The sequence below is a fragment of the Psychrobacter sp. DM8 genome (genome assembly GCF_051307025.1).
Lineage (GTDB): Bacteria > Pseudomonadota > Gammaproteobacteria > Pseudomonadales > Moraxellaceae > Psychrobacter.
This window is the reverse complement of sequence record NZ_CP195538.1, coordinates 2,732,704-2,759,108: the sequence shown is the minus strand read 5'-3', so window position 1 is coordinate 2,759,108 and position 26,405 is coordinate 2,732,704. Positions and strand designations below refer to the sequence as shown.

The following is a 26,405-nucleotide window of genomic DNA, read 5'->3' as shown; positions in this document are numbered from 1 at the left end:
CTGTAAATATTCTCTGTTAAGCTGCTTCACTTTTAGCAGTATTCTTTTTTATTTTTATTTTGAGAGCGTCATGGCACCTTCTGGCAAACCGACCAAGCAGCAGCATACTTCTACAGCTCATACAGATGTCGGTGAACTGTTTGCCAAACGTTTTAATGTGGTTAGTATTTATGTGGTGATACTGCTCTTATTAGCGGGCGCTATCATCTGGAGTGGTATCAAAACTGCCCAAAACGTGCAGCAATATCATCAGGACTACAAAACCTTGCAAGACATGAAAAAACAAGAGCGCAAATTGCAAATTGAGCACCAGCGTTTATTGATTGAGCAGCAAACTTTTAGCGCTACCCCGCAAATTGCCAGCCGCGCGGTTGCAGAGCTAGGTATGTACTCGCCTACGCTCAAAGACAAGCTCATCATTCAGCCAGGTGTTGCCGCTGTATTATCGAGTGCCGCGCCAAATCCGCAGAAACCCTTAGCTGAGCAAGAGTCCTTGAGCGATACGCTACTAGAGAACGCACCACAGGCGAGCACAGACGTATCGGAGGCGGCGCTATGAGTACTAAAAAACCTGACTCCAAAGCTAATAAGAATAAAAAACCTGCTAGCGGTAAGGTTATCAAACCCCTTCGCCGTGCTAGTACCGCCAAATCAGGTAGTGTTAATACTCGCAAAGCAAAATTATTTGGTCGCCTAAAGAAGAATGAGAGCGAGGGCGCTTACACCAGCGTCAAAAACCGTAAAAAACTTGCTTTTAATAAAGCCTCAGGCGCGTCCACTCGCGGCGGCTTTGAGGATGACAAAGACCGGTTTCGCATGATTTGGGGCATTGCCTTTGTTATCTTAATACTTTTAATCGCACGCGCCTACTATGTGCAAGTCATCAACGCACAGTTCTATCAAGCCAAAGGCGATGAGCTGATCACCAGCACTCGCACGCAAAAGTCTTATCGCGGTATGATTACTGATCGTAATGACTTACCGCTCGCCGTTAGTGCGCCACTTGCGACAGTCTCTTTTAGCCCGCATGATTATGCGCGCGAATACTACGAGATCAAGCGCATTATTCTGACCAATCCAAACAGCCCGCAACTGCGTGCACGGATGGAGCAGCGCCTAAAAGACATGGATCTAACTATTTTGGCTGCTGCTGCCAATATTCCTGTTACTGAATTACAAAAAGTGACGGCTATTGATGACAGTATTGACGTCACTGATCCTGATGCGGTGAAAGCGGCGCTACCCTCTGGTGCAGGCTCACACTATCTACCGCTACTGAACAAAGTCACCCCTGAGATTGCACAAAGTGTGAGCTCACTTGACTTTACTGCGGTATACGAAAAGAACTTCTTTCAGCGCTATTATCCGCAGCCCCAGCCCAACTCGCAGCTACTTGGCTTTATGGGTCAAAACTCCGCTGATCCTGAGGGCGGCTATGAGGGACGTGCGGGTATCGAGCGCCAGTATGAGACGATGCTCGCTGGTGATGATGGCAAAGTCTTAGTGCTAAAAGACGCCAAACAAAACAGTTTAAAAGAGATCAAGCAGCTTGAACCTGAGATTGCAGGTAAAGATGTGGCATTGACGATAGATTCGCGCTTGCAGTATTTATTATATAAAGAGCTAGAAAAGGCAGGACGCTTGCAGCGCGCGCGTTGGTCGACGGGTATGGTCGTTGATGTCCAGACAGGCGAGGTGCTTGCGCTCTCAACATGGCCCTCATTTAACTCCAATGATCTCAACGAGATGACGGGTGAAAACCAGCGTAACCGTGCGGTGCTTGATGTCTTTGAGCCAGGCTCGGTGATGAAGCCGTTTACCGTTGCTGCCGCTTTAGATTCAGGCAAGTACACCGCTAATTCTCTAATCGATACCAATCCTGGCTCCATTCGGGTGCGCGGCTATACCATTCGCGATCATAACAATTTGGGTATGATCAATATGGCAACGCTACTTCAAAAATCGAGCAACGTCGCCTCAACCAAGATTGCTTTATCCTTGCCGCCTGATGCCATTACCAATATGCAAAGACAGTTCGGCTTTGGGACCAAAACGCCCCTGCAGTTCCCAGGTGAGGGTAGTGGCCTTGTCGTTACGCCAAAAGAAAAAGAAACGGCAAGACGAGCCACGGTCAGTTATGGCTATGGTCTACAAGTGACGCTCGCGCAAGTGGCACAGGCTTATGCAGCGCTAGCGGCAGGCGGGGTTATGCATCCGCTTACCTTGATCAAAGATAACGAAGCAACGCCAAGTAAGCGCATTATGGAACACGAGCAAGCGATGGCTATTGTAAAAATGCTTGAGTCCGTGACTGAGGCTGGTGGTACGGCAAAAGCGGCAGCGATTGATGGCTACCGCGTCGCTGGCAAGACAGGAACCTCGCGCCGGATCAATCCTGATGGTGGCTACTATACGGATCAATACCGTAACGTATTCGCTGGTATGGCGCCTGCCTCTAATCCGAGACTGGTCGGTGTTATGCTAATCGAAGACCCGCGCGGTCAGATTTACGCCGGTTTGACGGTAGCGCCTGTTTTTCACAATGTGATGAAAGAGGCACTACGCTTGTATAATGTGCCTCTTGATAAACCTTTGCAGACCACAGAACCCTAAACAAAAATAAAACCCTGTGTTGTCTCTCATTTTCTTTAGGAGTTGTCCATGACTGAGTCAAATTATAACCTTGTTACTTTGCAGCAGTTGATGGACGGTTCTCAAAGCGGTGATAAGGATCAAGGTAGGTTACGTCAACACCTGCTAGATATGCTAGTACAAGACCAATCAGTCGCTGATATCGCATTCCACCAGTTTCAATTAGACAGCCGGCAAGTGGGTGCGCAGGATGTCTTTGTCCTGCTAAAAAGCCAAATACCGAACTGCCAAAAAAGCCGTCACTACATCGAACAAGCCGCGCAAAATGCAGCCTTCATCTTATCTGAGATTGACCCGCAAGCTTTGTTTGCTACTGCTCATGTTCCGCCGCACCGTCATATCCAACTCGGTAACCACCAAGATACTGACTTGGCTTTATCAGATCTGCCTTGTCCTGTTCTTTATGTGCCTGATATTCGGGATTTTTTGGGTGATTTGGTTCAGAGCCGTATGCAATATCAGCAGCCTACCGCTTTGCCTACAGTAGTCGCGGTGACAGGCACCAATGGCAAAACGACGATTAGTCAACTGGTCGCGCAGCTCACGCAATTGGTCGGTATGAGTAGTGCGGTGATGGGTACGGCAGGCAATGGACGCTTGGGCGCACTGGTACAAGCGAGTCATACCACAGGCGACGCGCTGGCGGTGCAGCAATTTTTATATAAAATGGGTCAAGAGCAAGCGCAGATATTGGCACTTGAGGCCAGCTCGCATGGACTTGATCAGCAGCGTTTGCAAGGCATACCTGTGAGCGTTGCTATCTATACCAATCTCTCTCGCGATCATCTAGATTATCATGCTGATATGAGCGAGTATGCACAGGCAAAAGCAAGATTGTTTGACAAAGCACACTTTCCAGCGCTGACTCATGCCATTATCAACAGCGATGATGAGCATGCGCAAATTATGATAGATACAGCGCAAGCGAGTGATCTTATTGTATGGACGTATAGCTTGCAGCCTGAAAAGTCAGCAACTTTTATGGCAACTCGCATTGAGCCTAGCCTTGAGGGTGTACAAATTGCCTTGCATAGCGAGTTTGGGGATATTACTATTATCAGCCCATTACTAGGGCTTTTTAATGTGGCCAATTTGCTTGCCGCTATTGCTGCCGCTGTCGCTTTAGGTGTGGATATCGAGCGTGTAGCTAGCGTCGTACCTAAGTTGCAAGGCGCTATCGGACGTATGCAGCGCGTACCGTCGACTGATGGCTGCTTTATCGTGGATTATGCGCATACTCCTGATGCGCTCAGCCAAGTGCTCGCTAGCCTAAGAACGCATTGCGACGGGCAGCTATGGGCAGTGTTTGGCTGCGGCGGTGACCGAGATGCGGGCAAGCGACCACTGATGGCGCAAGCAGGACTATCAGGTGCTGATAAAGTGATATTGACCGCTGACAATCCGCGCACCGAAGACCCGAGTGTCATATTGCAAGATATGCAATCAGGTATGACAGATGAGCAATACAAGCGCACGCACATAGAGCCTGCACGCCAGCGTGCTATTGACTATGCAGTGACCCACGCCAAGGCTGATGACATTGTGGTTATCGCAGGCAAAGGTCACGAAACGTACCAAGAGATTAATCATGTGCGCCATGACTTTGATGACAGTGTTGTTTTAGCGCAAGCCCTCAAAAAAGCGCAACGTCTCTGATTTTATAACCTTTAGATACGATAACTACTATTACGACAACCATTAGTAAGATAATGAAAGCCCTACAAGGTAACCCCTATGACAGCTGACAACGATAATACCCTTCAGTCGCAAGGACTCTACGTCTGGCAAGCGGACAATCTGCTCGCTGCTACCAATGCACTCGATGGTCATTGGCAGCTACCAGACTCTGATCAAGCAGATCAAACCCAAAGCCCTCAACTGACAAGTAATCGTATCGCTACCGATACGCGCACAATAAAGACGGGTGATATCTTTTTGGCGCTCAGCGGTGACAACTTTGATGGTCATGATTATATCAATCTAGCGGCCACTCAAGGCGCTGTCGCTGCTATCGTCTCACGTCCGATCTCAACCAGTATCCCGCAATTAGTCGTCACTGATACGCGCCTGACACTTGGGCATCTGGCCGCTCATCGTCGTCAGCAGCATACTGATTTAACGGTAATTGCTATTACAGGCTCTAGCGGCAAGACCACTTGTAAAGAGATGCTTGGTAGCATTTTTGGGCGCTTAGCGCCAACGCTGATCACGCGTGGCAACTTAAATAATGATTTGGGCGTACCCATGATGCTCCTTGAGCTGTCCGATCATCATCGTTATGCCATCATGGAGCTAGGCGCGAATCACATTGGCGAGATCGCTTATACCACCGAGATTGTCCGTCCTGATGTGGCTTGTATCTTAAATATCGGCACTGCGCATTTAGGCGAGTTTGGTAGCCGCGAGGGTATCTGTCAGACCAAAGCTGAGATTTATCACACTTTAAATGATACTCAGTTTGCCATTGTTCCAGACAAAGACGATTTTACCAACCAACTGCGCCGTATCGCTGAGACGCATACCTCCAATGTCATCGGTTTTGGTAATACTGATGTCAGCGCCAGTCACCTAGACGTCGAGCCTGAGCGCAGTGAGTTTAAATTGCATATCGGTACGCAGGTGCAGGATATCAATTTGCCATTAGCAGGCGAGCACAATGTCAAAAATGCCCTAGCTGCCGCCGCATGCGCTTATGCTTTAAACATTCCTATTGAAGACATCGTGACAGGCCTCGAAAATTCGCGCCCTGCTAAAGGTCGCCTTGATAGTCAAATGCTCGGCAACCACCGCTTGATCGATGACACTTATAATGCCAATCCGCATTCAGTACGTGCAGGCGCTAAGGTGCTCGCCGCGCAAACAGGGACGCAAATCATGGTGCTAGGCGATATCGGTGAGCTTGGCGATGCGGCGGTAAGTGAGCATCAAAGCCTTGGACGCACGATTGCCGCGACAGGTATCGATGTGCTGCTCTGCGTTGGTGAATACGCCCGCTATACTGTCGCTGGTGCCAAAGAAGTGAGTGATATCAATGCCCATGCTTTTGATGACAAAGACAGTCTGCTTAAGTATTTGCAATCGTTTTTACAAGCGCAGCAAGCACAGCCGTGTACCGTTTTATTCAAAGGGTCGCGCTTTATGGCGATGGAAACCCTTATCAATGCGCTAGTCGAGGAGTAGGCGGTGTTAGTTTGGTTGTTTGAATGGCTTAGCCAATATTACTCACCGTTTTCTGCGGTATCCTCTTTGACTTTGCGCGCGCTACTAGCGGTGGTAACTGCGCTTGGGCTTAGCTTAGCACTGGGTGGCCCTGTTATTCGCCATCTGCGTACCCTTAAATATGGTCAGGCGGTTCGTGATGATGGGCCGCAGTCACATATCATCAAGACAGGTACGCCGACGATGGGCGGGGTGCTGATACTTAGCACTATTGGGGTGTCGACCCTACTGTGGGCGCGTCTTGGTAACCCCTATATTTGGATTTTGCTCATCGTCATGATTATTTTTGGCGCGGTAGGCTGGGCGGATGATTGGCTCAAGATTAAGCACAAAAACCCAACAGGACTTATCGCTCGCAAAAAATACTTTTGGCTGTCTGTTGGCGCGATATTCGTTGGCGCCTCACTATACTATATTGCTACTTTGCAGCCAGATATAGCGACGACGCGCAGTATGGTAGATTTACTACTGCCTGTATTTAAAGACTGGGTTGTGCCTTTTTCAGTTGTGCCCTTTGGTATTGCTTTTATTATCTTTACCTATTTTGTGATCAATGGTGCCTCAAACGCGGTGAACTTGACCGATGGCCTAGATGGTTTAGCGATCTTGCCTGTCGTCTTAGTTGCCGCAGGTTTAGGCGCTATGGCCTATGTGTCAGGAGATATTCGATTCTCAGAGTATCTACATGTGCCTTATATTCCCTACAATTCAGAAGTGATTGTCGTTTGCGGGGCAATGGTGGGCGCAGGTCTTGGCTTTTTGTGGTTCAACGCTCATCCTGCGCAGGTGTTTATGGGCGATGTTGGCGCATTATCCTTAGGCGCTATGCTCGGCACTATCGCGGTTATGACCCGTCAAGAGATTGCCTTTGCTATTATGGGCGGTCTATTCGTCGCCGAAGCGGTGTCTGTTATCTTACAAGTAGGCTCGTATAAGCTACGCAAAAAACGTATCTTTCGTATGGCGCCGCTTCATCATCATTTTGAAGAGATTGGTTGGAAAGAGACGCAAGTGGTGGTCAGATTTTGGATTATCGCTATTTTGCTGGTGATACTGGGTCTTATGACACTAAAATTACGTTAGACTTCAATAGCAAAAAGGCCATCTTAGAGACGACTAAGGTGGCTTTTTTATCGGCTATCAATCACAAATTTTGTTAAGATAAGCGCCATATTGCGCCGATTTTGAGAACCCTGTGTCTTTATTTATTTGTCCTATCTGTCAGTCACCGCTAACATCTGCCGCAGATACTTGGCGCTGTGATGGCAGCTTGCACCAAAAGCAAGTCTCGCACCCGTTTGATGTTGCGCGTCAAGGCTACGTCAATCTATTGCCCGTACAACAAAAAAAGTCCAAGATGCCAGGGGACTCTCAGCACTCTATTGATGCCCGTAAGCGTTTTTTGCAAGCAGGCTATTATGAGCCGCTACAGACGCTTATTTGTGAGCAGATAAGCGCATTAAATCAAAAGACAAATAGCCAAGCAGGCAAGAGTCGCTGGTTAGATATTGGCTGCGGCGAGGGTTACTATACGCAGGCGATAGCGCAGACAGGGGTGGATACTTTGATAGCTGCTGATATTAGTAAGCCTGCTGTCATCCGCTTAGCAAAAGCGAGTAAAGTAGCAGGTCAACTCTGGTATCAGCAAGATAAAAACGCGCGTGTAGCGACTATCTACCCTATCGTTACCAGCGCTGCACATTTACCTTTAAGCGAGCAAAGTTTAACTGGTATTAGTAGTATTTTTAGTCCGATATTGCCAGCCGCTTTTGCCAAGGTATTGCAAAAAGACGGCTACCTTATCATTGCTAAGCCTGATATAGAGCATTTAGCCTCGATACGCGAAGCTTTATTCGATGAGGTGCGCGCTCATGATTCAGATAAGTTTTTGCTAGAGGTTGCGCCTTATTTCACCTTACTAAAAACGCATCAGATCAGTACCGATTTGCACTTATCGACATCTGCGCTCGATGATTTATTGACTATGACGCCCTATGCCTACCGCGCTCGCGTCCATAAGCGTCAAGCGCTGCTGGATATAAGCCAAGATCAGCCATTTGCGACCACGGCTAGATTTGTGGTGTATGTCTTGCAAAAACGTGTTGCTGGTTTAGAGTCATGATAATTCTGCTAGCAAATAAGTCGTTATATAGTCAGTCCAATATAAAAAAGAGACAGCGGGGCTGAAATGAATTTTTTGCAGCCTCTGTCTGCGTAGGCACAGCAAGCCAGAAAAATTTATACTAGTCCCGCGTTTTTGAATAACGTATCCATTTTATCTAGTGTTAACTATAGGACAGGCCCCATAGTCGCGACGATGTTGTTCCAAATTCTATATAGCAAAGACCAGTTCTCGACCTGTTCACGGGTAACCTCTTCAGAGTCTGCCAGATATTCATGCTGGCGCTCGATGATCTCAGCGCTCAAAGTTTTGTCGCTGAAGATGACGTTGTTCTCATAATTTAGATCAAAACTACGCAAGTCCAGATTGGTCGAGCCGATCAAGCTTATCTCGCCATCGACGGTCAAAGTCTTGGCATGCAATAGGCCTGGTTTGTACTCATAGATTTTGACGCCAGCTTCTAGTAATTCCCAATAGTAGCTGCGCGACGTGGCGGCAACGATAAAAGAGTCATTGTATTTAGGAAATATCATCGTGACATCAACGCCGCGATAGGCTGCGGCGCACAGACTACTGACCAAAGAGTAATCGGGAACAAAATAGGGCGTCGATATAATTAAGCTATGTTTGGCTTGACCAATAAGCGTCGTCAAAAACTGCGGCGTGGTGCCGCGTCGCTGCGTCGGCCCGTCCGAGAAGACTTGCGCGGCACAGGCATCATCCTTTGGCTCAGTGTAATAAGCAAAGCTCTCAAGCGCAGTATCAGGGTTCTTCATCAGCCAGTCGCTAGCAAATAGCATCTGATTCTGCGCGACGATAGGCCCCTCAAGTCGTAGCATGATATCGACCCACGGCGCGTATTTAGGCTTGACCCGAAACTCAGGGTCGGCGCAGTTACGGCTACCGCTATAGCCGATTTTGCCATCGATGACAGTAATCTTGCGGTGATTACGCAGGTCAATACGGCTAAAGAGTAGCACCTTGATAATATTGCTGATCGGCAACGCTACGCTGACCTCCACGCCAGCTTCCTTCATCTCGCGCCAAATTTTGGAGCGCACCATCTTGCGCGAACCCATACCATCGACCATCGCCCGACAAGTCACGCCGCGCCGTGCTGCTCGCATCAGCGCCTGCGCGGTATCGATACCCATACCATCGATAAGCCAAATATAGTACAGCACATGGATATGATCGGTTGCCGCATCAAAGTCTGCAATCATGCGCCGGCTAGTCTCAGCAGCGTCGCTCATCAGCTCAGCACGATTACCGACTGTGGTACAAAAGCCTGTGGCATTGGCAGAGTAGGCAAACGGCGCTTGGTATTCAGGGTCGATAGCGGCGCGCATCGTCTCCTCAGAGCCGAGTACTTCAGGGTTATTACGGTACAGCTCATTTTTGATGTGCTCGTAGTCTTGGGTAAATTTGCGCCCCAGATGAATCTCACCAAACAACCAGTAAATCACGACGCCGATATATGGCAGTATAAATAGGACAACTAGCCAAGCTAAGCGCGCAGGCGCTGTTAGATCATGACGAGCAAGCACCCGTAGCGAGATAAGCACTAGCAGTATAAAATGTAGCGTCAAGAGCACATCTAACAACATATAGGCATCCATGGTCACTAAAAATCGTATTTGTCTTAGTATACCTACTCCTATTTTGAGTGTATTGAGACATTATGTTGTACCTATCAGTGACAAAATAAAAAGCAATGGATAATCGACTCATTCTTATGAGATACTCAAACCATAGAACACAAAAGCACAGTAGGAGGAGGACATGAATAAGAATAATAGACTAAAGGCTTACATGTTCACTCTGGTGCTGTTGACAGGATGCACGCCTCAACAAGACCCCAACGTTACCTTATCTGAGCATCAGCAAGACCCAATAGAAGAGCTTGAGATCACAACGGACGTCGATCGTAGCCAGTTTGGTTATAAGCAAACCTTTTATGTGCCAATCTATTCTGACATCTATACCGATAGAGACAATCGCAAAGTGTTACTTTCGGCTACCTTAAGTATCCGCAATACGACACTCAAAAACTCACTTTTCATCAATAAAATCGACTATTACGATACCGATGGTGCTTTTGTAAAGTCCTATTTAGATAAGCCGATTGAGCTACCAGCGATGGGTACGCTCAACTATATCGTCGAAAAAGAAGAGGATAAAGGCGGCTCAGGTGCCAATTTTATTATCGAAGTCGAAGGCATGAATCAGACGGTCAGACCCGTTATAGAAGCGGTGATGATCGGTAATTTTAGCAATAAAGGTTTTGCATTTACGACGCAAGGAACGCCAGTTGCTCACGAATAAAGATCACCAAGCAATATCATCAATACTCACCCAACAGCCAACTGCTGACAAAGGCAAAATACTCACGAAACCATGCATTATATCGAATCGATAACGGCGTCGTACTCGCTACCGTTATCGGCTGCCTATAACCTTGATGGCGGGCAATGCTAGCCGCGCGAATAGTATGAAAGTCGCTGGTCACGATGGCGATAGGCTGCGAGAGGCAGACGCCTTTGGCAGCTAATAGCGGCTTGCTTAGACTTAAGTTCTCCTCAGTGCTAGTGCTCAGACCTTCTTGTATGATGCGCTTAAATGCAATGCCGTGCGCTTCACTAAGATAGGTCGCCATAATATCGGCTTCACTACGACTGCGCCCAAAACCAACACCGCCGCTAGTGATAGCGATAGCATCAGGCTGCGCTTTAATAACAGGGGCAGCCGCGTCTAAACGTTTGGCGAGGGTCGGCGTGGGCTCACCATCGACTGTTCCTGATCCTAATACGATGACGGCGGCGATATCTGGCAATGGCTGACGACTGCGCTCAATCTGCTGCTGTAAAGAACCGATAAACACCCCAAAGCTGACCAGCCATACTGCAAATGCGCCCCATAATGCGCCCCAAACTCGCTTATACAGACGTCTACGTCCAATAAATTCGCGAATGTGCCGCCAGTACAGACCATGAGCGACAAAGATGATGCCAATAGCAAACGGCACTACAGTACCAAAGTTAACTTTGCCCACCATCATAAGCGCTACGCAATCGACAATGATAACGATACCCATGACGGTTAATACAATACGAGCAGTGACTAAGACACGAGTAGGAACTAAGAGCTTGGGCATAGAGTTATGATTTAGCAAGGAAGTGATGGTATTAAAAGAATAAGTGCCGATTATCTACGTAAGAACCCACATGATAGATGAGTTCTATGTAGAAGATAAGACTTAACGACTGGTATAAGTAACAGTTTCGATACCATTGGCTGTAGGGATAGAGGCCGTAGCCTTGCTACTTAAGATATCGCCCTTAGCATCGATGTTATAGCATTCTACAGTACTGCTATCTGATACTGGAGACAACAGATTTTGTGAGGTACTAATACAGAACCAAGCGGTCGTTGGGCTGGCCTGCGTAAGCGACCATGACTGCTGGTAGCGGCTGATTTGATTGCGTTTGCTGCTATCGCTATAGACGTTTTCGGTAATCAATGTGCCTTTATCGCCAACGCGAGCGACTTTAGGTAGGTCAGCGGTTTGGGTCGCTACCGAATACGCGCCTGAGCTGTCGGTATAACCATAAAAACGCGCAGGGTTTAGGGTAAAGTAATTGATACTGGTCGAACGACTGACTACGTTACCGCCTACTTTAGTGACAGTGGCGTACTCAGCGCCTTGTACACGCTTGCCCTCAAATTCCATGATGCCTTTAGGAGTCACTTTGGTGTCAATAGTTCTATTTTGGGTACTATTGACCTCAGTGAGCGTCTCAGTGCGCGGCTGGGTATAGATATTGAGTAGAGCCGTCTCAACAGGGTACTGCGTGATGATAGGCTCGCCGCCCAGTGCTACCTCATTATTGGTTATTGTGACGCAAGCGCTTAGCATCGTTATCAGGCTCAGTCCCAAGCCCATTTTTAGTGTCTTCATAAAATACTCCTTTATTATCACATGAGAATGATCGCTATCTACTATAGTCGAATTTTTCATCAATAACATCTGTCTTATGACAAGAGCAGTACGATAGAGTAAGGGAGTAATTGACTTATATAAGGGTAGAGAATATTGTAGGAAAGGATAGAAGTATAATAGTCTAAAGTCATACAAGACTTTGCAAAAGCAGAGTTTTATCTTATAGAAATAATTCTTTATTAAGAAATCACATCATACTTAAACAGTAAAATCGCTACAGAAAAGCAAATTAATACGCTCAAAAATATATAGAACAAAACATGATTACTAGCTAGTTTTTTTCTAAAATCAGAATACCCTAGCGTATCAAAGGTAATATAGTCCTGATTAATACTGGAGTAATCAATGGTTTTTACAGTTTCAATAAAATGCTCAACGAACCAAGAAGGCCAGTGCTGTGGTTCAAACGGGGAGATATCAGTGAGCTGAGTACGAGCTGAAAATTTATCCCAATTGCTAGTACTTAGATTAAGACTGTGCATGCGCCAATCGGTAAAGCTATAACGGCTTACTCTTTGGGTAAAAACGACATCGACGTCTTTATGGTTGTTATCTTTAAAGATTCTTTGCATAAGCGCAAAGATCGTGCTCTTTGTGCCTTCTAGACACTGCAAAAAGTTTTGATTGTTATTGCACAAAAACCCCATAATATGATTATCTTTATTAAAGGATTTTGAATGATTCTGTATATGTTCAAATACAGAGCTTTCAGTCGTATTTATGCCGCTGACATATATCAACCTTATGAGAGAGTCTGCAGGAGTTTCTCTCATAGATTTCTCTAACATGTGGTGAGTGACTATATGGGTTTTGATAGTGATATTCCTAATATTATCTTTTGCTTCTTGTTAGCGTGCTAACGATTATCTTACCGTTTTTCTATATATTTATCCAAGTTTACCTTATGAAAAATACCTTTAAACGTCCATATTAAAAGGCACTTTATCAAAGTTAAGTAGTATCAAAGTTAAGTAGATAGTTTTTAAAAGAACACACACCAGTGAGTAAAACCCCGTATCATAACCGTTTAAATGATAAGTTGAGCTTACAACAGCAGTAGTCACGCATAAGGAGCATGTATGTCTGCCACCAAAGATGAGATCGTCGCCTTTATGGCGCAAGAGTTTCCGCAAGTTGGGTATCAGGTTGAACAAGTTAATGAGAAGGGCGCGATACTATCGCGTGAAATAGGGGTGAACGAGCTACGCCCTGGTGGCACGGTCTCTGGGCCTGTTATGATGAGTATTGCTGACGTCGCTATCTATGTAGCGATACTAGGTAGAATTGGCATCGTACCGCTCACTGTAACAACCAGCCTTAGCATTAATTTTTTGCGCAAACCGTCCAGTGACGCACGTATTATCGCAGATTGCACCTTAATGAAAGTAGGGCGCACGCTGATCATTGGTGAGGTGTCTCTGTACTCAGAAGGCTCTGATGATATGGTCGCTCATGTTGTCGGTACTTATTCTGTGCCGCCTGCATCTGTCACGCACGGACTCAGCAAAGCAACGACTTAGCAGTCGGTTTATAATCAAAAAGGTTTTGGAGGGGTGTGAATGCAAAGCTAGAGGCAATAACTAAGCTAATAGTATAGGCTAATAGTATAAGCTAAAAATAAATGGCGGTGACGGAGAGATTCGAACTCTCGATACGCTATGAACGTATACACACTTTCCAGGCGTGCGGTTTCAGCCACTCACCCACGTCACCTTTTTTGATACGCTAAAATTTGTTTAAAATAAAGCGCTCGTCTATTTCAGACGGCTTATTATAGCTCACGCGCACCCAGATGTCACTGGTAAATCAGTCTCTTATTACTTTTACTACTAGGTTTTGGCAGCTAAACTTTCTTTATCAGCGAGCGCCTGCTAGGATAGCGTACAAAGAGTTGCTAGCAAAAATGATAGGTAAACGATGAGCGCCACAGAATATTATCCTAGTTCTAAAGAGTGCCAAAAAAGGCATATTGCGCGCGCGATAAGCGGTTGGCTAGTAGTGATTGTCGCCTCAGTCACGCCCGCATATGCCGATGAGCTATCTAAGTGTAGCGAGTCCTTTTACGGTGGTATTTATCCTGAGTTTATCAATGATAAGCTAAGCCAAAAGACTCAGCCACTTTGTATGGATGGTTTTGGGGTCATGTACTCAGGCGTCTCGCGTACGCCGCTGTGGTCAGCTGAGTATCTGACGCGCGCGCGTCTTAATCAAGCCAAAGAGATCGATCGTGAGGACAGCTTTCACGAAGAGAGCCGCTTGCCTAAATCCGCTCGCGCCTCTTTAGATGACTATTCAGGCTCAGGCTATGATCGCGGGCATCTAGCGCCTAACGCGGACATGGCAACGCGCTCTCAGCAGTACGATAGCTTTAGCCTTGCCAATATCGCTCCACAGTCGCCGCGTAACAATCGCTATATCTGGCGCAATATTGAGTCCGCGACGCGTTACCTCACTCAGCAATATGGCGAAGTGTATACGCTTACAGGTGTCGCTTTTACAGACAAAAAAGCCAAACAGCTAAATGGACAAGTCCTTGTACCGAGCCACTTTTTTAAGGCCGTTTATATTCCCGCGATCAATCAAGCAGGTGTTTATTATGCGCCAAACGATGAGTCAGAGCGTATCGATATCATTAGTGTCGATGAGCTGGCGCAACAGACAGGTATCGATGTGCTACCTATGCTCGATTATCAAGTCAAAGCAGAGGCTATGGCATTACCGCTCAAGGCTGGGGAGAGTATAGATGAGTCAGAATTGCCGAGCGATGAGCCTATATGGATGCTATTTGTCTGGGCGATTATTGATTGGCTAGTCGCGCAATTGCAGGCCTAACCGATAGTTATCATCAGGAGATATTATGATTGAACCCTTTGCCAATAATCACCAAAGCATGCAAATTGGTGAGCTAGTTATTGAGAATCAAAAAGATAAAGTTATCATTTACGGTGACATAGATCTAAGACTTACCAAAATTGGACATGAGCAAGCGCTGAGACTACATGAGCTCACCACTCAGATTCTACAAGCGTTTGAGGACGATAATATCTACAGTAATAAAGAGGAAGAGTCAAAACAAATAAGTGACCAATCAGATAGAGATATAGACAATCCTTTTTTGTAACTATTTGATATAGTTCTGATTTTACAGCAATAATTATCTATAAAAAAATTACTATCCAAAGTTTTAAAAATGCTTATAATAAGCCAAGTCATCACTATGGTGCCGAATCTTTGATAAGTGATTTGAGAACAAAGTTCAAATCTAAAGATTTATAGCAAGGATAAGCACAAAACCATAGCGTTTTGAAACATCATCGTATGAAGGGAGTCGATATATGAAATTATTTACCAAAACTGCAATAGCAGCAGCTGGTCTCAGTATGGCAACTATGGCATTTGCCGCTGATCCATTGCACAACACTTCTTGGCAGACTTATGACGAAGGCAAACCAAAAGGCGTCGTCAAAATTACTGAATCTAACGGTGTGTTGACAGGTAAGCTTGTCAGCACAGTATCAGATAAAGGCCAAAAGCACGTTGGCAAAACCATCATTAAAGGCCTAAAAGCCGATGGCGGCGGCAAATATAGCGGTGGTACGATTACTGATCCTGAAAAAGGTAAAGACTATCGTATGACAGCCAATCTAAGTGGTAACACTTTAGATCTTAAAGGCTATATTGGACCGTTCTCACGTAGCCAAACGTGGAAAAAGAAATAAACTTATAGTTTATTGTTAGGTTCAAAAATCCCGCATTACTGAAAGGTTTTGCGGGATTTTTATTGGCTGTACTATAAACATTTTTGATTAAATAACAAATTCAGGATAGGCCTCCATACCGCATTCGGCGATATCAGCACCTTCATATTCTTCCTCTTCTGAGATGCGTAGACCTATAGTCGCCTTGATAATCACCCAAACGATGAGGCTTACGATGTAGACCCAAGCAAATATCGTTAGCGCACCGACCAGCTGACCGATAAAAGTCGCTGCAGAGTTGGTAATCGGTACGATAAGCAGTCCAAACAGACCGACTACACCGTGCACTGATATAGCTCCGACAGGATCATCAATCTTTATTCTATCTAATGCCAGTATCGAGATGACGACTATGAGACCGGCGATAAAACCAAAGAGTGTCGCTTGTAGCGCTGATGGCGTAGAGGGTTCGGCAGTAATAGCCACCAGACCTGCCAATGCACCATTTAAGAGCATGGTCAAATCTGCCTTACCAAATATCAAACGTGCTAATAGTAAAGAGCCAATAGCACCGCCGGCAGCAGCAGCATTGGTATTTAAAAACACCATAGCAACTGTATTGGCGCTAGCAATATCGCCTAGCTTGAGCACTGAGCCGCCATTAAAGCCAAACCAGCCCATCCAGAGGATCAAAGTACCAAGCGCTGCTAATGGCAGATTAGCACCAGGAATAGCTCGTATCTCACCACGGCTACCATATTTGCCTTTACGCGCACCTAGTAGTAATACCCCTGCCAATGCTGCTGCTGCCCCTGCCATGTGCACGATACCAGAACCTGCAAAATCAGAAAATCCAATTTCGCTCAAACTGTATAATCCAAAGACGTCTTGTCCGCCCCAAGTCCAGCTACCCTCCATTGGATAAATGAAGCCGGTCATAACCACCGCAAACAACAAGAACGCCCAGAGCTTCATGCGCTCAGCGACTGCGCCTGATACGATAGACATACAGGTAGCGACAAAGACAACTTGAAAGAAAAAGTCAGAGGCTTTGGAGTAGACTGAATCCCCACCAAAGCCGTTCTCGGTGGAAGCAGCTAGGGCATCTGTAACTAAGCGCTCACCGCCTGCGATACCGCTTAAAAATAGCTCATCACCATACATGATGGCGTAACCGCATACCATGTACATAATGCAAGCAACCGCAAAAAGTGAAATGTTCTTAGTTAATATCTCGACGGTATTCTTTGATCGTACTAGGCCTGCTTCCAACATCGTGAAGCCTGCTGCCATCCACATGACGAGCGCTCCACACATCAAAAAATAAAACGTGTCAATTGCGTACTGAAGCTCAAAAATTTGGCTTTGCATGTTAATTCCCCCTTGAATTTATGCAATATAGATCTTTATATCCTCTACAACTTTATGTTTGTAGGGTAGTCATGCGCTCTAAATAGCGTCAGGACCAGTCTCACCTGTGCGAATACGTATCACCTGCTCAAGGGCTGTGACAAATATCTTGCCATCACCAATTTTGCCTGTGCTTGCGATACGAGTAATGGCTTCGATAGCAGGCTCAACCATCTCGTCGATGACCGCTACTTCTACTTTAACCTTAGGTAAAAAGTCCACCACATATTCTGCGCCGCGATAGAGCTCGGTATGGCCTTTTTGACGACCAAAGCCTTTGACCTCAGTTACGGTGACACCTTTGACACCGATGTCAGAGAGTGCTTCACGCACATCGTCTAGCTTGAATGGTTTTAAAATCGCAGTGATTAGCTTCATAAAAAATTCCTTATATGAGTAATGCCGTCAGCTGATAGTGTTATAGCGTTACGCCATATCTATAATCTGTAAGTAGACATTCAAGAACCGTGCCAAGCCTACTCAAGGAGGAGGTAGGATTGTGGCTTAGTCTTATGAATAACCCTGTTATGACAAGATATAATGCTTGTATAGATAGCACCTGCGATACTATAACAAGCGTGATAAATACAAGCATAATGAATCAGATGCCGACGTAAAAAAAACGAGTCGTTTATTATAACCAACTTTTTGAACGCATGGGGAGGCTATCGAGTGACGATTTGCTAAAACATCACAGACCCTAACCTTATACATACGAGGGTAGAGATTGCTAGATAAGAGAATACGCTTAGCCAATAACCACAGCCACGATATCGCTATGACAGCGATAGGCTTTAGAGATTAGAGCTAAGCTTTAGGATAGAGGAGGTACGGGGTTTTGGTGCTAATAAGTAGCTTTTCGGTATCGCTACCGCGTAGCAATTCGCGCAGGCGCGATTGACCAAAGGCTCCGCTCATAAGCAAACCAATATCATGCTCGCTTTGATAGTAGTTCAAGGCGGCGCTGACATCTCGGCTATCTAGTAGGGCTTTTTTGCAGCTGATACCTGCTTGTTTTAGACGCGCGTAAGCTTCACGCAGCGCATCACAGTTGGTAGTGTTTTCTTTGCCGACCATAACGATATGGATAGTCAATGCGCGCACAAGTGGCGTTTTGCATAGCCAATCTAGTAATTTATGAGAGGTGGCGCGATTATCAAAAGCAAAAAGCGCGGTGGTAGGGGGCAAAAATGGTGCATGAGTCACCAAGATGGGGCAGTGACTGAGTCGAATCAGTTGACTAAGCGTTGATTTACACGTCACATGGTGACCGATGACGATCAATTGTGACTTTTCATCGACATAGTCAATACTTTGATTGAGGTTCTCGTGCCGATGCAGAGTATAAGTTTTACGCTTATGATGCTGCTGCTCACAATAAGCAGTAGCTTGATGCAAAAGAAGCTTGCCTTGTGCTTTGAGCTCGCAATTACTTAAGTGCTCGTGGCTTGTGAACTGATCGAGCATAGCGCTTTCATTGTCAATAGTTAAGCAGCCTGAGTAATTCACTGCCGCTTTTTGTTGCAAGGTTGGCGCGGCATGCAATAGACCAATAGGCGCTTGCATACGCGAGGACGCCCACATACTGGCGTCCAATACCGCTTGCACATGATCAGGACAATCTAGGCAAGCGATGACACTGTCAGGTTTCAAATTACTCATAAGACAACCACATCATTTTAATAAAATACGGTTAGGCTTCAGATATGTTTTGGATAGGCTCTAAGTACGTTTTAGGTTCTAATCGAGCAAGCCAATATCGCGTCTATCATGCACCGAGAAGCGATCAATTAGGGTGCGACTGGCATTGTTTAATCCAACTACTTTGACATCTATACCCTCGCGTTGCAAGCGCATCACTAGCTTATCTAAAGTATCGACCGCGCTAACATCCCAAAAATGCGCTTGGCTGACATCAATCTCGATATTATCGAGCGCCTCTTTGCTATCAAAGCTATCGATAAACTGCGTGGTTGAAGCAAAGAATACCTGTCCTTGAACATAATAGTAGCGAGTGTTACTAGAGTCATCGTACTCACTATATATGGTTAAGAATTGACCGATCTTGTTAGCAAAGGCAAGTGCAGATAACAGTACGCCAACACCGACCCCATAAGCTAAGTTATGAGTAAATACAGTCGTCAAAACTGTCGCTAACATCACAATATTAAAAGATATTGGATGAGTTTTGAACTCGCGGATAGACTGCCAGTTAAAGGTACCGATAGAGACCATAATCATAACCGCTACAAGTGCGGCCATCGGAATCAGACTGACCCAATCACTCAAAAACACCACCATAATCAGCAGCACAACACCTGCAATCAACGCCGATAGACGCGTACGTCCTCCTGACTTTACATTGATCACTGACTGCCCAATCATCGCACAGCCTGCCATACCGCCAAACGAGCCTGCTACGACGTTCGCAATACCTTGTCCACGGCACTCGCGGTTTTTATCACTTGGGGTATCTGTTAGCTCATCGACAATAGTCGCTGTCATCATAGACTCAAGCAGACCGACGATAGCTAAAGCGACAGAGTAAGGAGCAATAATAAGTAAAGTATTTAGGTTAAGTGGAATGTCAGGCAGCAAAAACATTGGCAGTGTATCGGGTAGATCGCCCATATCACCAACGTTACGAATATCAAGACCCATGTACATTGCCACTGCGGTTAGACCTACGATACAGATAAGCGGCGAGGGAATAATGCGACCAATCTTTGGAATCAGAGGAAATAAGTAAATGATAGCAAGGCCAGCTGCGGTCATCATATATACCGTCAAGCCGACGCGTTCGGTTGCAGGGTTTAGCTCTGGTATTTGCGCGGCAAAAATCAAAATCGCCAAAGCATTGACAAAGCCGATGACCACAGAGCGCGAGACAAAACGCATCAGATTACCCAGCTTTAAGATACCCATCACGATCTGAATCGCGCCGCATAATAACGTCGCTGCCAGTAAATATTGCAGGCCATGATCAGCAACCAGATCGACCATAAGTAGCGCCATTGCTCCTGTTGCTGCCGAAATCATTCCTGGTCGACCACCGACAAAACTGATGACCACCGCAATACAAAACGAGGCATACAACCCTACTTTGGGGTCAACGCCTGCGATGATAGAAAAAGCGATAGCTTCAGGAATCAATGCCAACGCCACCACTACACCTGATAGGATGTCGCCGCGAACGTTAGAGAACCATTCATCATGTACATTGGTATAAAAAGAGGTCATAGGTCAACTACATACATTTGGAGGTAAAAAAGCACTCATCGAGTCAGAGTGAGGCAGTTTAGGGATCAAAACAATAGCGCTCAAAATCAGCGTCAAAAGATGATTAGATAGTGTCTGAAAAAAGTTGTGATGTGCTAAGATAAGCGCCTAAGCTTTCGCCCCAAATAGTACATAGGGACGTCAATACAAAAAATATGCGCATAATAGCATAAAGTGATGACGTAGCTGTACCGAAATATGAACGACTGCGTTATCTCACCAAGCGTCGTTATAGACAAGGCGTTGTCTTCTAAGTGGTCAAATTATCGTTGTTAAACTACCTTTGTGAAATTACTTTTGTTAAATTACTCTTGTTAAATTATTGAGGATTCTCTATGAGCGCTGTTGCCGCCACCAAAAACTTACTTCATAAGGGCAGCGGCTTGCAAGTCGTCGTCGGTTTGGGACAGTCAGGATTATCCGCCGCGCGCTACCTAGCAGAGCAAGGCTATCAAGTGGCGGTGACCGATGCTCAAGCTACGCCTGCGCTTGCCGATCAGTTGCCTAAGACAATTGAGATACGTCAGTTTGGTGCGATCGATGGCGAGCTATTGCTACAAGCGGCACGTATTATTATTAGTCCAGGTATTGCTTTGGACATAGAGGCTGTTGCTGCCGCGCGCCGTGCCAATATCCCTGTGGTTAGTGATATTCAGCTGTTTTGTGAGGCGTGTAGCGTACCGATTGTGGCGATTACCGGCTCTAATGCCAAGAGCACTGTGACCACTTTGGTTGGACAAATGGCAAGTGATGCTGGCATCAATGTCGGCGTTGGCGGTAATATTGGTGTACCAGCACTTAGTTTGCTTAGCAATACAGATATGGCACTCGCTGTCCTTGAGCTCTCAAGCTTTCAACTAGAGACGGTCACCAACCTAAGCGCGCAAGTCGCTACGGTACTCAATATGTCACCTGATCATCTTGACCGTCACGGCGATATGCTGGGTTATCATCAGGCCAAGCACCGCATTTTTCAAGGCGCAAAGTCGGTGGTCATCAGCCGCGAAGATGCGCTCACTCGTCCGCTAGTAGCAGATAACTTGCCGCGTATTAGCACGGGTATTCATGCTCCTGACAAAGGCCAGTACGGTCTGATTACTGATCCTGATGGTCAAATTCATTTGGCGCGTGGCACTGAGCGCCTGTTACCTGCTGATAAATTACTCATCAAAGGTCGCCATAATTTACTCAACGCACAATCGGCTCTAGCACTCGGTGAGCTGGCAGGTATACCGTTAGAGAGTATGCTTAATACCTTGCAGCAATTTGGCGGCTTAGCGCATCGTTGTGAGTATATCGCTCAAGTTGCTGATATCGACTACTTTAACGATTCAAAGGGGACTAATATCGGCTCAACCATGGCAGCCATCGAAGGCTTGGGTGCAGTATATGCCACAAAAGATGGCAAACTGCTATTGATATTAGGCGGTCAAGGTAAGGGTCAGCAGTTCGGCGAATTACGTCCTTTAATTAACAAGTATGTCAGTCAAATACTCTTTATCGGAGAGGACGCGGCGCTTATCGAAAAAGATTTACGCGCTGCAGGCTTAAATGAGGGAGTTGCCTTGCATCAGTGCCAAACCTTAGCAGGGGCTTTTAAGTGTATAGAGCCGATTACCCAGAGTAGTTTGTCACAAGTCCAAGCGGTATTATTGTCGCCTGCCTGTGCTAGTTTTGATCAGTTTAGCGGTTATGCTGATCGCGGCGAGCAGTTTGTCCATCTGGTTCATGCACTAGATCACGGTCTTGTTTGAGTATGACTAATTGCGTATCGTTTAACGTCTTAGTGATTCATGCGATAAATAATTGTTTTGCCTGTAGATTATGTCTGCGGTCAGTTATAATCAAAAGCTTATAGCTAAGTTGTGTTTTTAATTGAGCTATGTTCCTAGTCTCAACGATGTTTTAATCTTATTGTTAAACGGTGGCGTGTCTTTGCGTCGTGTTTTTTGTTTGTTTGTGTACCCCAATATTATGGCGCTCTCTTTTCTCCCTCGATCAAACCGTCAATCATCAGCTACGCGCTCGGATGGTGTTTTATCTATGCCCTCAGCGGGAGCGATTTTGCTGGCAAGTGTCGGCTGTATGCTGGTGTTTAGTTTATTAATGGTCGCTTCAGCCTCTATTCCTTATGCACTCAGCCGCGGCATGACAGAACTTTACTTTTTTACCAATCAATTGACGTATATCGGTATCGGCTTAGTTGCCGCCGCTCTACCTTATTATCTTGTACCGCTCAAAACCTTGTACAAGACTGAGACGCAGTTTATGCTGCTTGCGATTACAGGTTTGTTGCTTTTAGCAACCTTATTTAGTACGCCTGTGAACGGCGCCAAACGCTGGCTGGATTTGGGTGTGATCAACTTTCAGGTCGCAGAGCTTGCCAAACTGGTGATGATTGTCTTTGTGTCAGATTTTGTAGTGCGTCGCTCCTTTGAAGTGCGCAACGGTTGGGATGGCTTTTTACGTATTATTTTAGTCGTTGGGATGATCACGATATTCTTGTTATTACAGCCAGATTTTGGCTCCTTTGTGGTTATTTTAGGCACAGTATTCGCGATTTTTTATATTGCAGGCGCGCCTTACAAGCAGTTTTTGGCGCTAGGGGCTGTCGCTGTTGGCGGTGTTATTTTGATGGTGACGACAGCTCAGTATCGTTTGGTACGGGTCATGTCGTTTCTTGATCCATTTGATGACGTGCAAGATACGGATTACCAATTGGCGCGTAGTTTGATCGCTTTTGGCCGTGGTCAGTTCACAGGGGTCGGCTACGGCGAAAGCGTGCAAAAGCTGTCGCATTTACCCGAAGCCCATACCGACTTTTTATTAGCCATTACGGGTGAGGAACTTGGTTTTGTTGGCGTTACAATGATTTTGTTGTTAGAGGCATTGATTATTGGTAGCGCGATGCGTATTAGCTACAATGCGCTTAAACGCAATCAGATGCGTATGAGTTATACGGCGTTCGGTATTGGGGTGGTGTTTATTGCGCAGACCATTATCAATGCGGCGATGAATATGGGCGCGATTCCAACCAAAGGTTTGACTATGCCATTTTTTAGTTATGGTGGCTCCTCTATGCTTATCAGCTTAGTGATGGTCGCTTTGTTGCTTAAAATTCATAGAGAAAGCCCGAATATCGAAAAGAGTCAGGGACGTTATTATTAAGCGCGATCAAATCACTAAGGTCAATCAAATATCGAGAAAGTCGCAATAAGCGACGTTTTTTGTTTAATAGTAGAGCAGTTATGATAAGTAAGACGTTCGGTCGGTGTGTAAAGGCAGAGCTATATGCTGCTGACCATGCAGGGCTGCATTGTCCCATTGAGCGATGGCTTGTTTAAGCATACGATCTGACGTATCGACGTCTACAGGTTGTTGCTTTAACAGCTGCAAGGCAAGTGTAATCAGAGCACTAGGATTGCGAGTGTCAATAGGCTGGGCAAGGTTTTGTTTGGAGAGTTTTTGTCCATCAGCATGACAGATTAGCGGCAGATGATACCACTGCTCGATAGCGGGCAGATTTGCTGCATTTAAAATACTAATTTGAGCACTCGTCATCGGTAGAATATCTAAGCCGCGCATAATATGAGTGACGCCTTGCAATCCATCATCGATACTCGCCGCCAAAATATAATTAATCATCCCATTCTGGCGCCGCGCTACCATATCTCCAAGCACCTGCTGCGGATTGGCCCACTGCATACCTTGAATACCATCTCTAAAGCCTATGGCATAATTAGGCAGTTGCAGGCGCAGCTTATGCTGATCGCGCGCAAGATTGGCAGTGATGCAGCACCGTGGGTAGCGTTGTCTATAATGCAGTTTGTCATTAGCATCAAAGTTATCATTTTGACTAGCTTGCTCTTTTAATGATATCTGCTCTTGCCAGTAGTGCTCTAATGTCTTACGAGAACACTGGCAACCGTAGGTGAGCGGCTTTAGCGACGAGGATAAGTAGTCGTTGTATATATCAATACGCTCAGATTGATAAACAATGTCACCGTCCCACAGCATTCCGAGCATTTCAAGATCCATGATAATCTGCTCACTAAACTGAGTAGAGCAGCGCGCAGTATCGGTATCTTCAATACGCAGCAGCCATTTGCCGCCTAGCGACTTAATATGGCAATAGCTGGCTAGTGCAGTCGTCAATGAACCTAAATGCAGCTCACCTGTTGGTGAGGGCGCAAAGCGTCCAATAGGGGGTATGGACGGTAAATCAAGCATAGTCAATACTCAAAATATAGAAGTGATTGTCTGATAAAGCAAAAGTAGAAGCATGCAGCGCAAACGAGCGACTAATCATATAGTCGCTCGCTCTTTAGGGTTTAGTTACTTTAGGGTTTGGATGCTATAAGAGAGTTAAACGCGTTACACGTGCCCCTGATTTTGGCGCTCTTTGATCTCTGAGAGCGTTTTGCAATCGATACACTGAGTCGCTGTCGGACGTGCCTCTAAGCGGCGCAGGCCAATCTCAACACCGCAGGTATCACAGAATCCATAATCGTCATTTTCGATTTCAGCCATGGATTTGTCTATTTTGCGAATCAGCTTGCGCTCACGGTCGCGAGTACGTAGCGCTAGGGCGAACTCCTCTTCTTGAGTGGCGCGATCGTTAATATCTGGCATAGCGCTTGACTCATCTTGGATATAAGTCTTAGTGCGATCCGCTTCACCGATAAGCTGGCTTTTCCAATCTAACAAAATAGCTTTAAAATGCTCTAACTGAGCATCGGACATGTATTCTTCATCTTTTGCAGGTACATAAGGGGTGAATTTTACATCACTTTGATCTGTGGGCAGAGTGGTCATATAAGTATCCTACTTATCCAAATTGATTCAATAAAACGGCTTGTCATACAAGGCGTTATAAACTTGCCAAACGTTATCTATCTTCCATTACAAAACGTTTTGTATCTATGCACAAGGTGCAAGAGTTAGCGGTATAAATGAGGCCTAATAATCAAGTCTCAATAGTGCTTTAACTTATTCTTTTTATTGAAGCTGTTTTATTTAAGCCGATTGTAACCAAAATACAGTAAGCGGCGGTGTTACTTTTTATAGTGTTTTTTAGACAAAATTATTGTCAGCAAATCAAGTATCTAATCTTTTCACCCAGCTTACAAGCCGCCCATTGTTATCAAGTTGCAACCAGCGATAACCAGGCATTGTCTGTGTATCATAAGCAAAATCATCATTGAATGGTTTGAACTGATAGCAAGTAGAGGGCGTACTATAAACAGTAACCTCTTGATGATAGCGAATCTGCTCTTGATGATTATGACCGCTAATAACAGCCTGTATGTGTCTAAAAGCAGCTAAGCTGTCCCAAAACGCCTTTGTGTTTTGTGCCATATGCGCGTCTATCCACTGAGATTGAATAGGCAGAACATGATGATGTACAGCAATAACTGCAGGCTTAGAACAACGAGCTAATTGCTCCGACACCCAAGCGATATCTGTATCATCAATATAACCCGCTACTTGACCGGGCACTGACGAGTCTAGTAGCAGTAGCTGCCAATATTCTGACTCGATTAAATGACGACTAAGTAGTCGTGGATCAGCAGGTTGAGCGATAAGTTTACGCTCATAAAAGGGCAGGTCATGACCGAGCTCATTGGTCACATCATGGTTGCCTGCGATGCACGCAAATGGAATATCAGTCGCTTGCAATACATCAAAGATATGATCGTATGTCGCCGTTTTGACTTCACTAACCAAATCGCCAGTCACCACAATCAAGTCGCAGCGTATCGCTTCACCAAGCGCCTGTTTGACAACGGCCTCAAAGCTTTGTTTACAAGTAAGATGACTTTTAGATGCGGTGTTTTGAACCTCAGTATTCGCTGTTGCAGAGACATCTGATAAATGTAGGTCAGTAATCTGCAGCACATTTAGAGTATCATCTGGGGTGCTGATCTTACGAGCAGGGTAGCTTGGCATAGCGTCAGTCCCATTGAGGATAAATATCATTTGTCTAAATAAAGGTCTATATTCTTTAAACAGAAATTTATAACAT

At 45.6% G+C, this 26,405-nt stretch carries 24 protein-coding genes and 1 tRNA gene; 13 read left to right on the top strand and 12 right to left on the bottom strand.

What is annotated here, in order from left to right; translation table 11 throughout:
* Window positions 1-70 precede the first annotated feature (70 nt).
* The 6 genes from ftsL to ACR64J_RS11815 all read left to right on the top strand — a co-directional run bounded on the left by ftsL (window position 71) and on the right by ACR64J_RS11815 (window position 7,993).
* A complete protein-coding gene (ftsL, locus tag ACR64J_RS11840) occupies window positions 71-559 on the top strand; it encodes a cell division protein FtsL (protein WP_435949828.1) in 489 nt (162 codons plus the stop codon).
* Complete coding sequence (locus tag ACR64J_RS11835; RefSeq protein ID WP_317200012.1) at window positions 556-2,613, top strand: penicillin-binding protein 2; 2,058 nt, start codon at window positions 556-558, stop codon at window positions 2,611-2,613. Before ftsL ends, ACR64J_RS11835 begins: the two co-directional genes overlap by 4 nt.
* Window positions 2,614-2,661: 48 nt before the next feature.
* On the top strand, window positions 2,662-4,308 hold the full coding sequence (locus tag ACR64J_RS11830; RefSeq protein ID WP_435949827.1) for a UDP-N-acetylmuramoyl-L-alanyl-D-glutamate--2,6-diaminopimelate ligase: 1,647 nt from the start codon (window positions 2,662-2,664) through the stop codon (window positions 4,306-4,308).
* Window positions 4,309-4,386: 78 nt separating this feature from the next.
* A complete protein-coding gene (locus ACR64J_RS11825; RefSeq protein WP_317200014.1) occupies window positions 4,387-5,832 on the top strand; it encodes a UDP-N-acetylmuramoyl-tripeptide--D-alanyl-D-alanine ligase in 1,446 nt (481 codons plus the stop codon).
* A gap of 3 nt (window positions 5,833-5,835) precedes the next feature.
* Window positions 5,836-6,954 (top strand): phospho-N-acetylmuramoyl-pentapeptide-transferase, encoded by a 1,119-nt coding sequence (gene mraY, locus ACR64J_RS11820; RefSeq protein WP_317200015.1) that lies wholly within the window; start codon window positions 5,836-5,838, stop codon window positions 6,952-6,954.
* A 112-nt stretch (window positions 6,955-7,066) separates the two neighbouring features.
* A complete protein-coding gene (locus ACR64J_RS11815) occupies window positions 7,067-7,993 on the top strand; it encodes a putative RNA methyltransferase (RefSeq protein WP_435949826.1) in 927 nt (308 codons plus the stop codon).
* Between the two features lie 167 nt (window positions 7,994-8,160).
* On the opposite strand, the gene cls is transcribed toward ACR64J_RS11815, so the two are convergent.
* On the bottom strand, window positions 8,161-9,600 hold the full coding sequence (gene cls, locus ACR64J_RS11810) for a cardiolipin synthase (RefSeq protein WP_435949825.1): 1,440 nt from the start codon (window positions 9,598-9,600) through the stop codon (window positions 8,161-8,163).
* 175 nt (window positions 9,601-9,775) lie between these two features.
* Here cls and ACR64J_RS11805 point away from each other — a divergent pair, with 175 nt between their 5' ends.
* Complete coding sequence (locus ACR64J_RS11805; protein WP_435949824.1) at window positions 9,776-10,318, top strand: DUF3124 domain-containing protein; 543 nt, start codon at window positions 9,776-9,778, stop codon at window positions 10,316-10,318.
* A gap of 19 nt (window positions 10,319-10,337) precedes the next feature.
* Here ACR64J_RS11805 and ACR64J_RS11800 read toward each other — a convergent pair whose 3' ends face one another.
* The 3 genes from ACR64J_RS11800 to ACR64J_RS11790 form a co-directional block, all read right to left on the bottom strand.
* On the bottom strand, window positions 10,338-11,147 hold the full coding sequence (locus tag ACR64J_RS11800) for a YdcF family protein (RefSeq protein WP_435949823.1): 810 nt from the start codon (window positions 11,145-11,147) through the stop codon (window positions 10,338-10,340).
* A gap of 102 nt (window positions 11,148-11,249) precedes the next feature.
* Window positions 11,250-11,951: a hypothetical protein gene (locus tag ACR64J_RS11795; protein WP_435949822.1), complete on the bottom strand. Its 702-nt coding sequence runs from the start codon at window positions 11,949-11,951 to the stop codon at window positions 11,250-11,252.
* Between the two features lie 221 nt (window positions 11,952-12,172).
* Window positions 12,173-12,766 carry a BLUF domain-containing protein gene (locus ACR64J_RS11790; RefSeq protein WP_435949821.1) on the bottom strand — a complete coding sequence of 198 codons (594 nt, stop codon included), beginning with the start codon at window positions 12,764-12,766 and terminating at the stop codon, window positions 12,173-12,175.
* A gap of 306 nt (window positions 12,767-13,072) precedes the next feature.
* Here ACR64J_RS11790 and ACR64J_RS11785 point away from each other — a divergent pair, with 306 nt between their 5' ends.
* Entirely contained in the window at window positions 13,073-13,513 is a 441-nt protein-coding gene (locus ACR64J_RS11785; protein WP_435949820.1) for a PaaI family thioesterase, read from the top strand.
* Window positions 13,514-13,615: 102 nt separating this feature from the next.
* Here ACR64J_RS11785 and ACR64J_RS11780 read toward each other — a convergent pair.
* Window positions 13,616-13,706 (bottom strand) — tRNA-Ser (locus ACR64J_RS11780).
* Between the two features lie 204 nt (window positions 13,707-13,910).
* Here ACR64J_RS11780 and ACR64J_RS11775 point away from each other — a divergent pair.
* The 3 genes from ACR64J_RS11775 (at window position 13,911) to ACR64J_RS11765 (ending at window position 15,712) form a co-directional block, all read left to right on the top strand.
* Window positions 13,911-14,825, top strand: a complete 915-nt coding sequence (locus ACR64J_RS11775; RefSeq protein WP_435949819.1) for a DNA/RNA non-specific endonuclease — start codon at window positions 13,911-13,913, stop codon at window positions 14,823-14,825.
* A gap of 25 nt (window positions 14,826-14,850) precedes the next feature.
* Window positions 14,851-15,114 (top strand): hypothetical protein, encoded by a 264-nt coding sequence (locus tag ACR64J_RS11770; protein WP_435949818.1) that lies wholly within the window; start codon window positions 14,851-14,853, stop codon window positions 15,112-15,114.
* Between the two features lie 214 nt (window positions 15,115-15,328).
* Entirely contained in the window at window positions 15,329-15,712 is a 384-nt protein-coding gene (locus ACR64J_RS11765; protein WP_435949817.1) for a DUF2147 domain-containing protein, read from the top strand.
* Window positions 15,713-15,799: 87 nt separating this feature from the next.
* On the opposite strand, the gene ACR64J_RS11760 is transcribed toward ACR64J_RS11765, so the two are convergent.
* From ACR64J_RS11760 to ACR64J_RS11745, 4 genes are all read right to left on the bottom strand, one after another.
* Window positions 15,800-17,062, bottom strand: coding sequence for an ammonium transporter (locus tag ACR64J_RS11760; protein ID WP_435949816.1), 1,263 nt, complete (start codon window positions 17,060-17,062; stop codon window positions 15,800-15,802).
* Window positions 17,063-17,140: 78 nt separating this feature from the next.
* A complete protein-coding gene (locus tag ACR64J_RS11755; protein WP_010197981.1) occupies window positions 17,141-17,479 on the bottom strand; it encodes a P-II family nitrogen regulator in 339 nt (112 codons plus the stop codon).
* A 429-nt stretch (window positions 17,480-17,908) separates the two neighbouring features.
* Complete coding sequence (locus ACR64J_RS11750; protein WP_317200027.1) at window positions 17,909-18,763, bottom strand: universal stress protein; 855 nt, start codon at window positions 18,761-18,763, stop codon at window positions 17,909-17,911.
* A gap of 78 nt (window positions 18,764-18,841) precedes the next feature.
* Window positions 18,842-20,341: a SulP family inorganic anion transporter gene (locus ACR64J_RS11745; protein ID WP_435949815.1), complete on the bottom strand. Its 1,500-nt coding sequence runs from the start codon at window positions 20,339-20,341 to the stop codon at window positions 18,842-18,844.
* Between the two features lie 374 nt (window positions 20,342-20,715).
* Here ACR64J_RS11745 and murD point away from each other — a divergent pair, with 374 nt between their 5' ends.
* Together murD and ftsW are read left to right on the top strand one after the other, a co-directional pair.
* Window positions 20,716-22,134 (top strand): UDP-N-acetylmuramoyl-L-alanine--D-glutamate ligase, encoded by a 1,419-nt coding sequence (murD, locus tag ACR64J_RS11740; RefSeq protein WP_435949814.1) that lies wholly within the window; start codon window positions 20,716-20,718, stop codon window positions 22,132-22,134.
* A gap of 289 nt (window positions 22,135-22,423) precedes the next feature.
* The gene (gene ftsW / locus ACR64J_RS11735) at window positions 22,424-23,548 is read left to right on the top strand and encodes a putative lipid II flippase FtsW (protein ID WP_435949813.1); all 1,125 of its coding nucleotides are present in this window, start codon (window positions 22,424-22,426) and stop codon (window positions 23,546-23,548) included.
* Between the two features lie 78 nt (window positions 23,549-23,626).
* Here ftsW and gluQRS read toward each other — a convergent pair whose 3' ends face one another.
* From gluQRS to ACR64J_RS11720, 3 genes are all read right to left on the bottom strand, one after another.
* Entirely contained in the window at window positions 23,627-24,610 is a 984-nt protein-coding gene (gene gluQRS, locus ACR64J_RS11730) for a tRNA glutamyl-Q(34) synthetase GluQRS (protein ID WP_435949812.1), read from the bottom strand.
* Window positions 24,611-24,754: 144 nt separating this feature from the next.
* Entirely contained in the window at window positions 24,755-25,195 is a 441-nt protein-coding gene (gene dksA, locus ACR64J_RS11725) for an RNA polymerase-binding protein DksA (RefSeq protein WP_317200032.1), read from the bottom strand.
* Between the two features lie 282 nt (window positions 25,196-25,477).
* Entirely contained in the window at window positions 25,478-26,329 is an 852-nt protein-coding gene (locus ACR64J_RS11720; protein WP_435949811.1) for a metallophosphoesterase, read from the bottom strand.
* Between the last annotated feature and the right edge of the window lie 76 nt (window positions 26,330-26,405).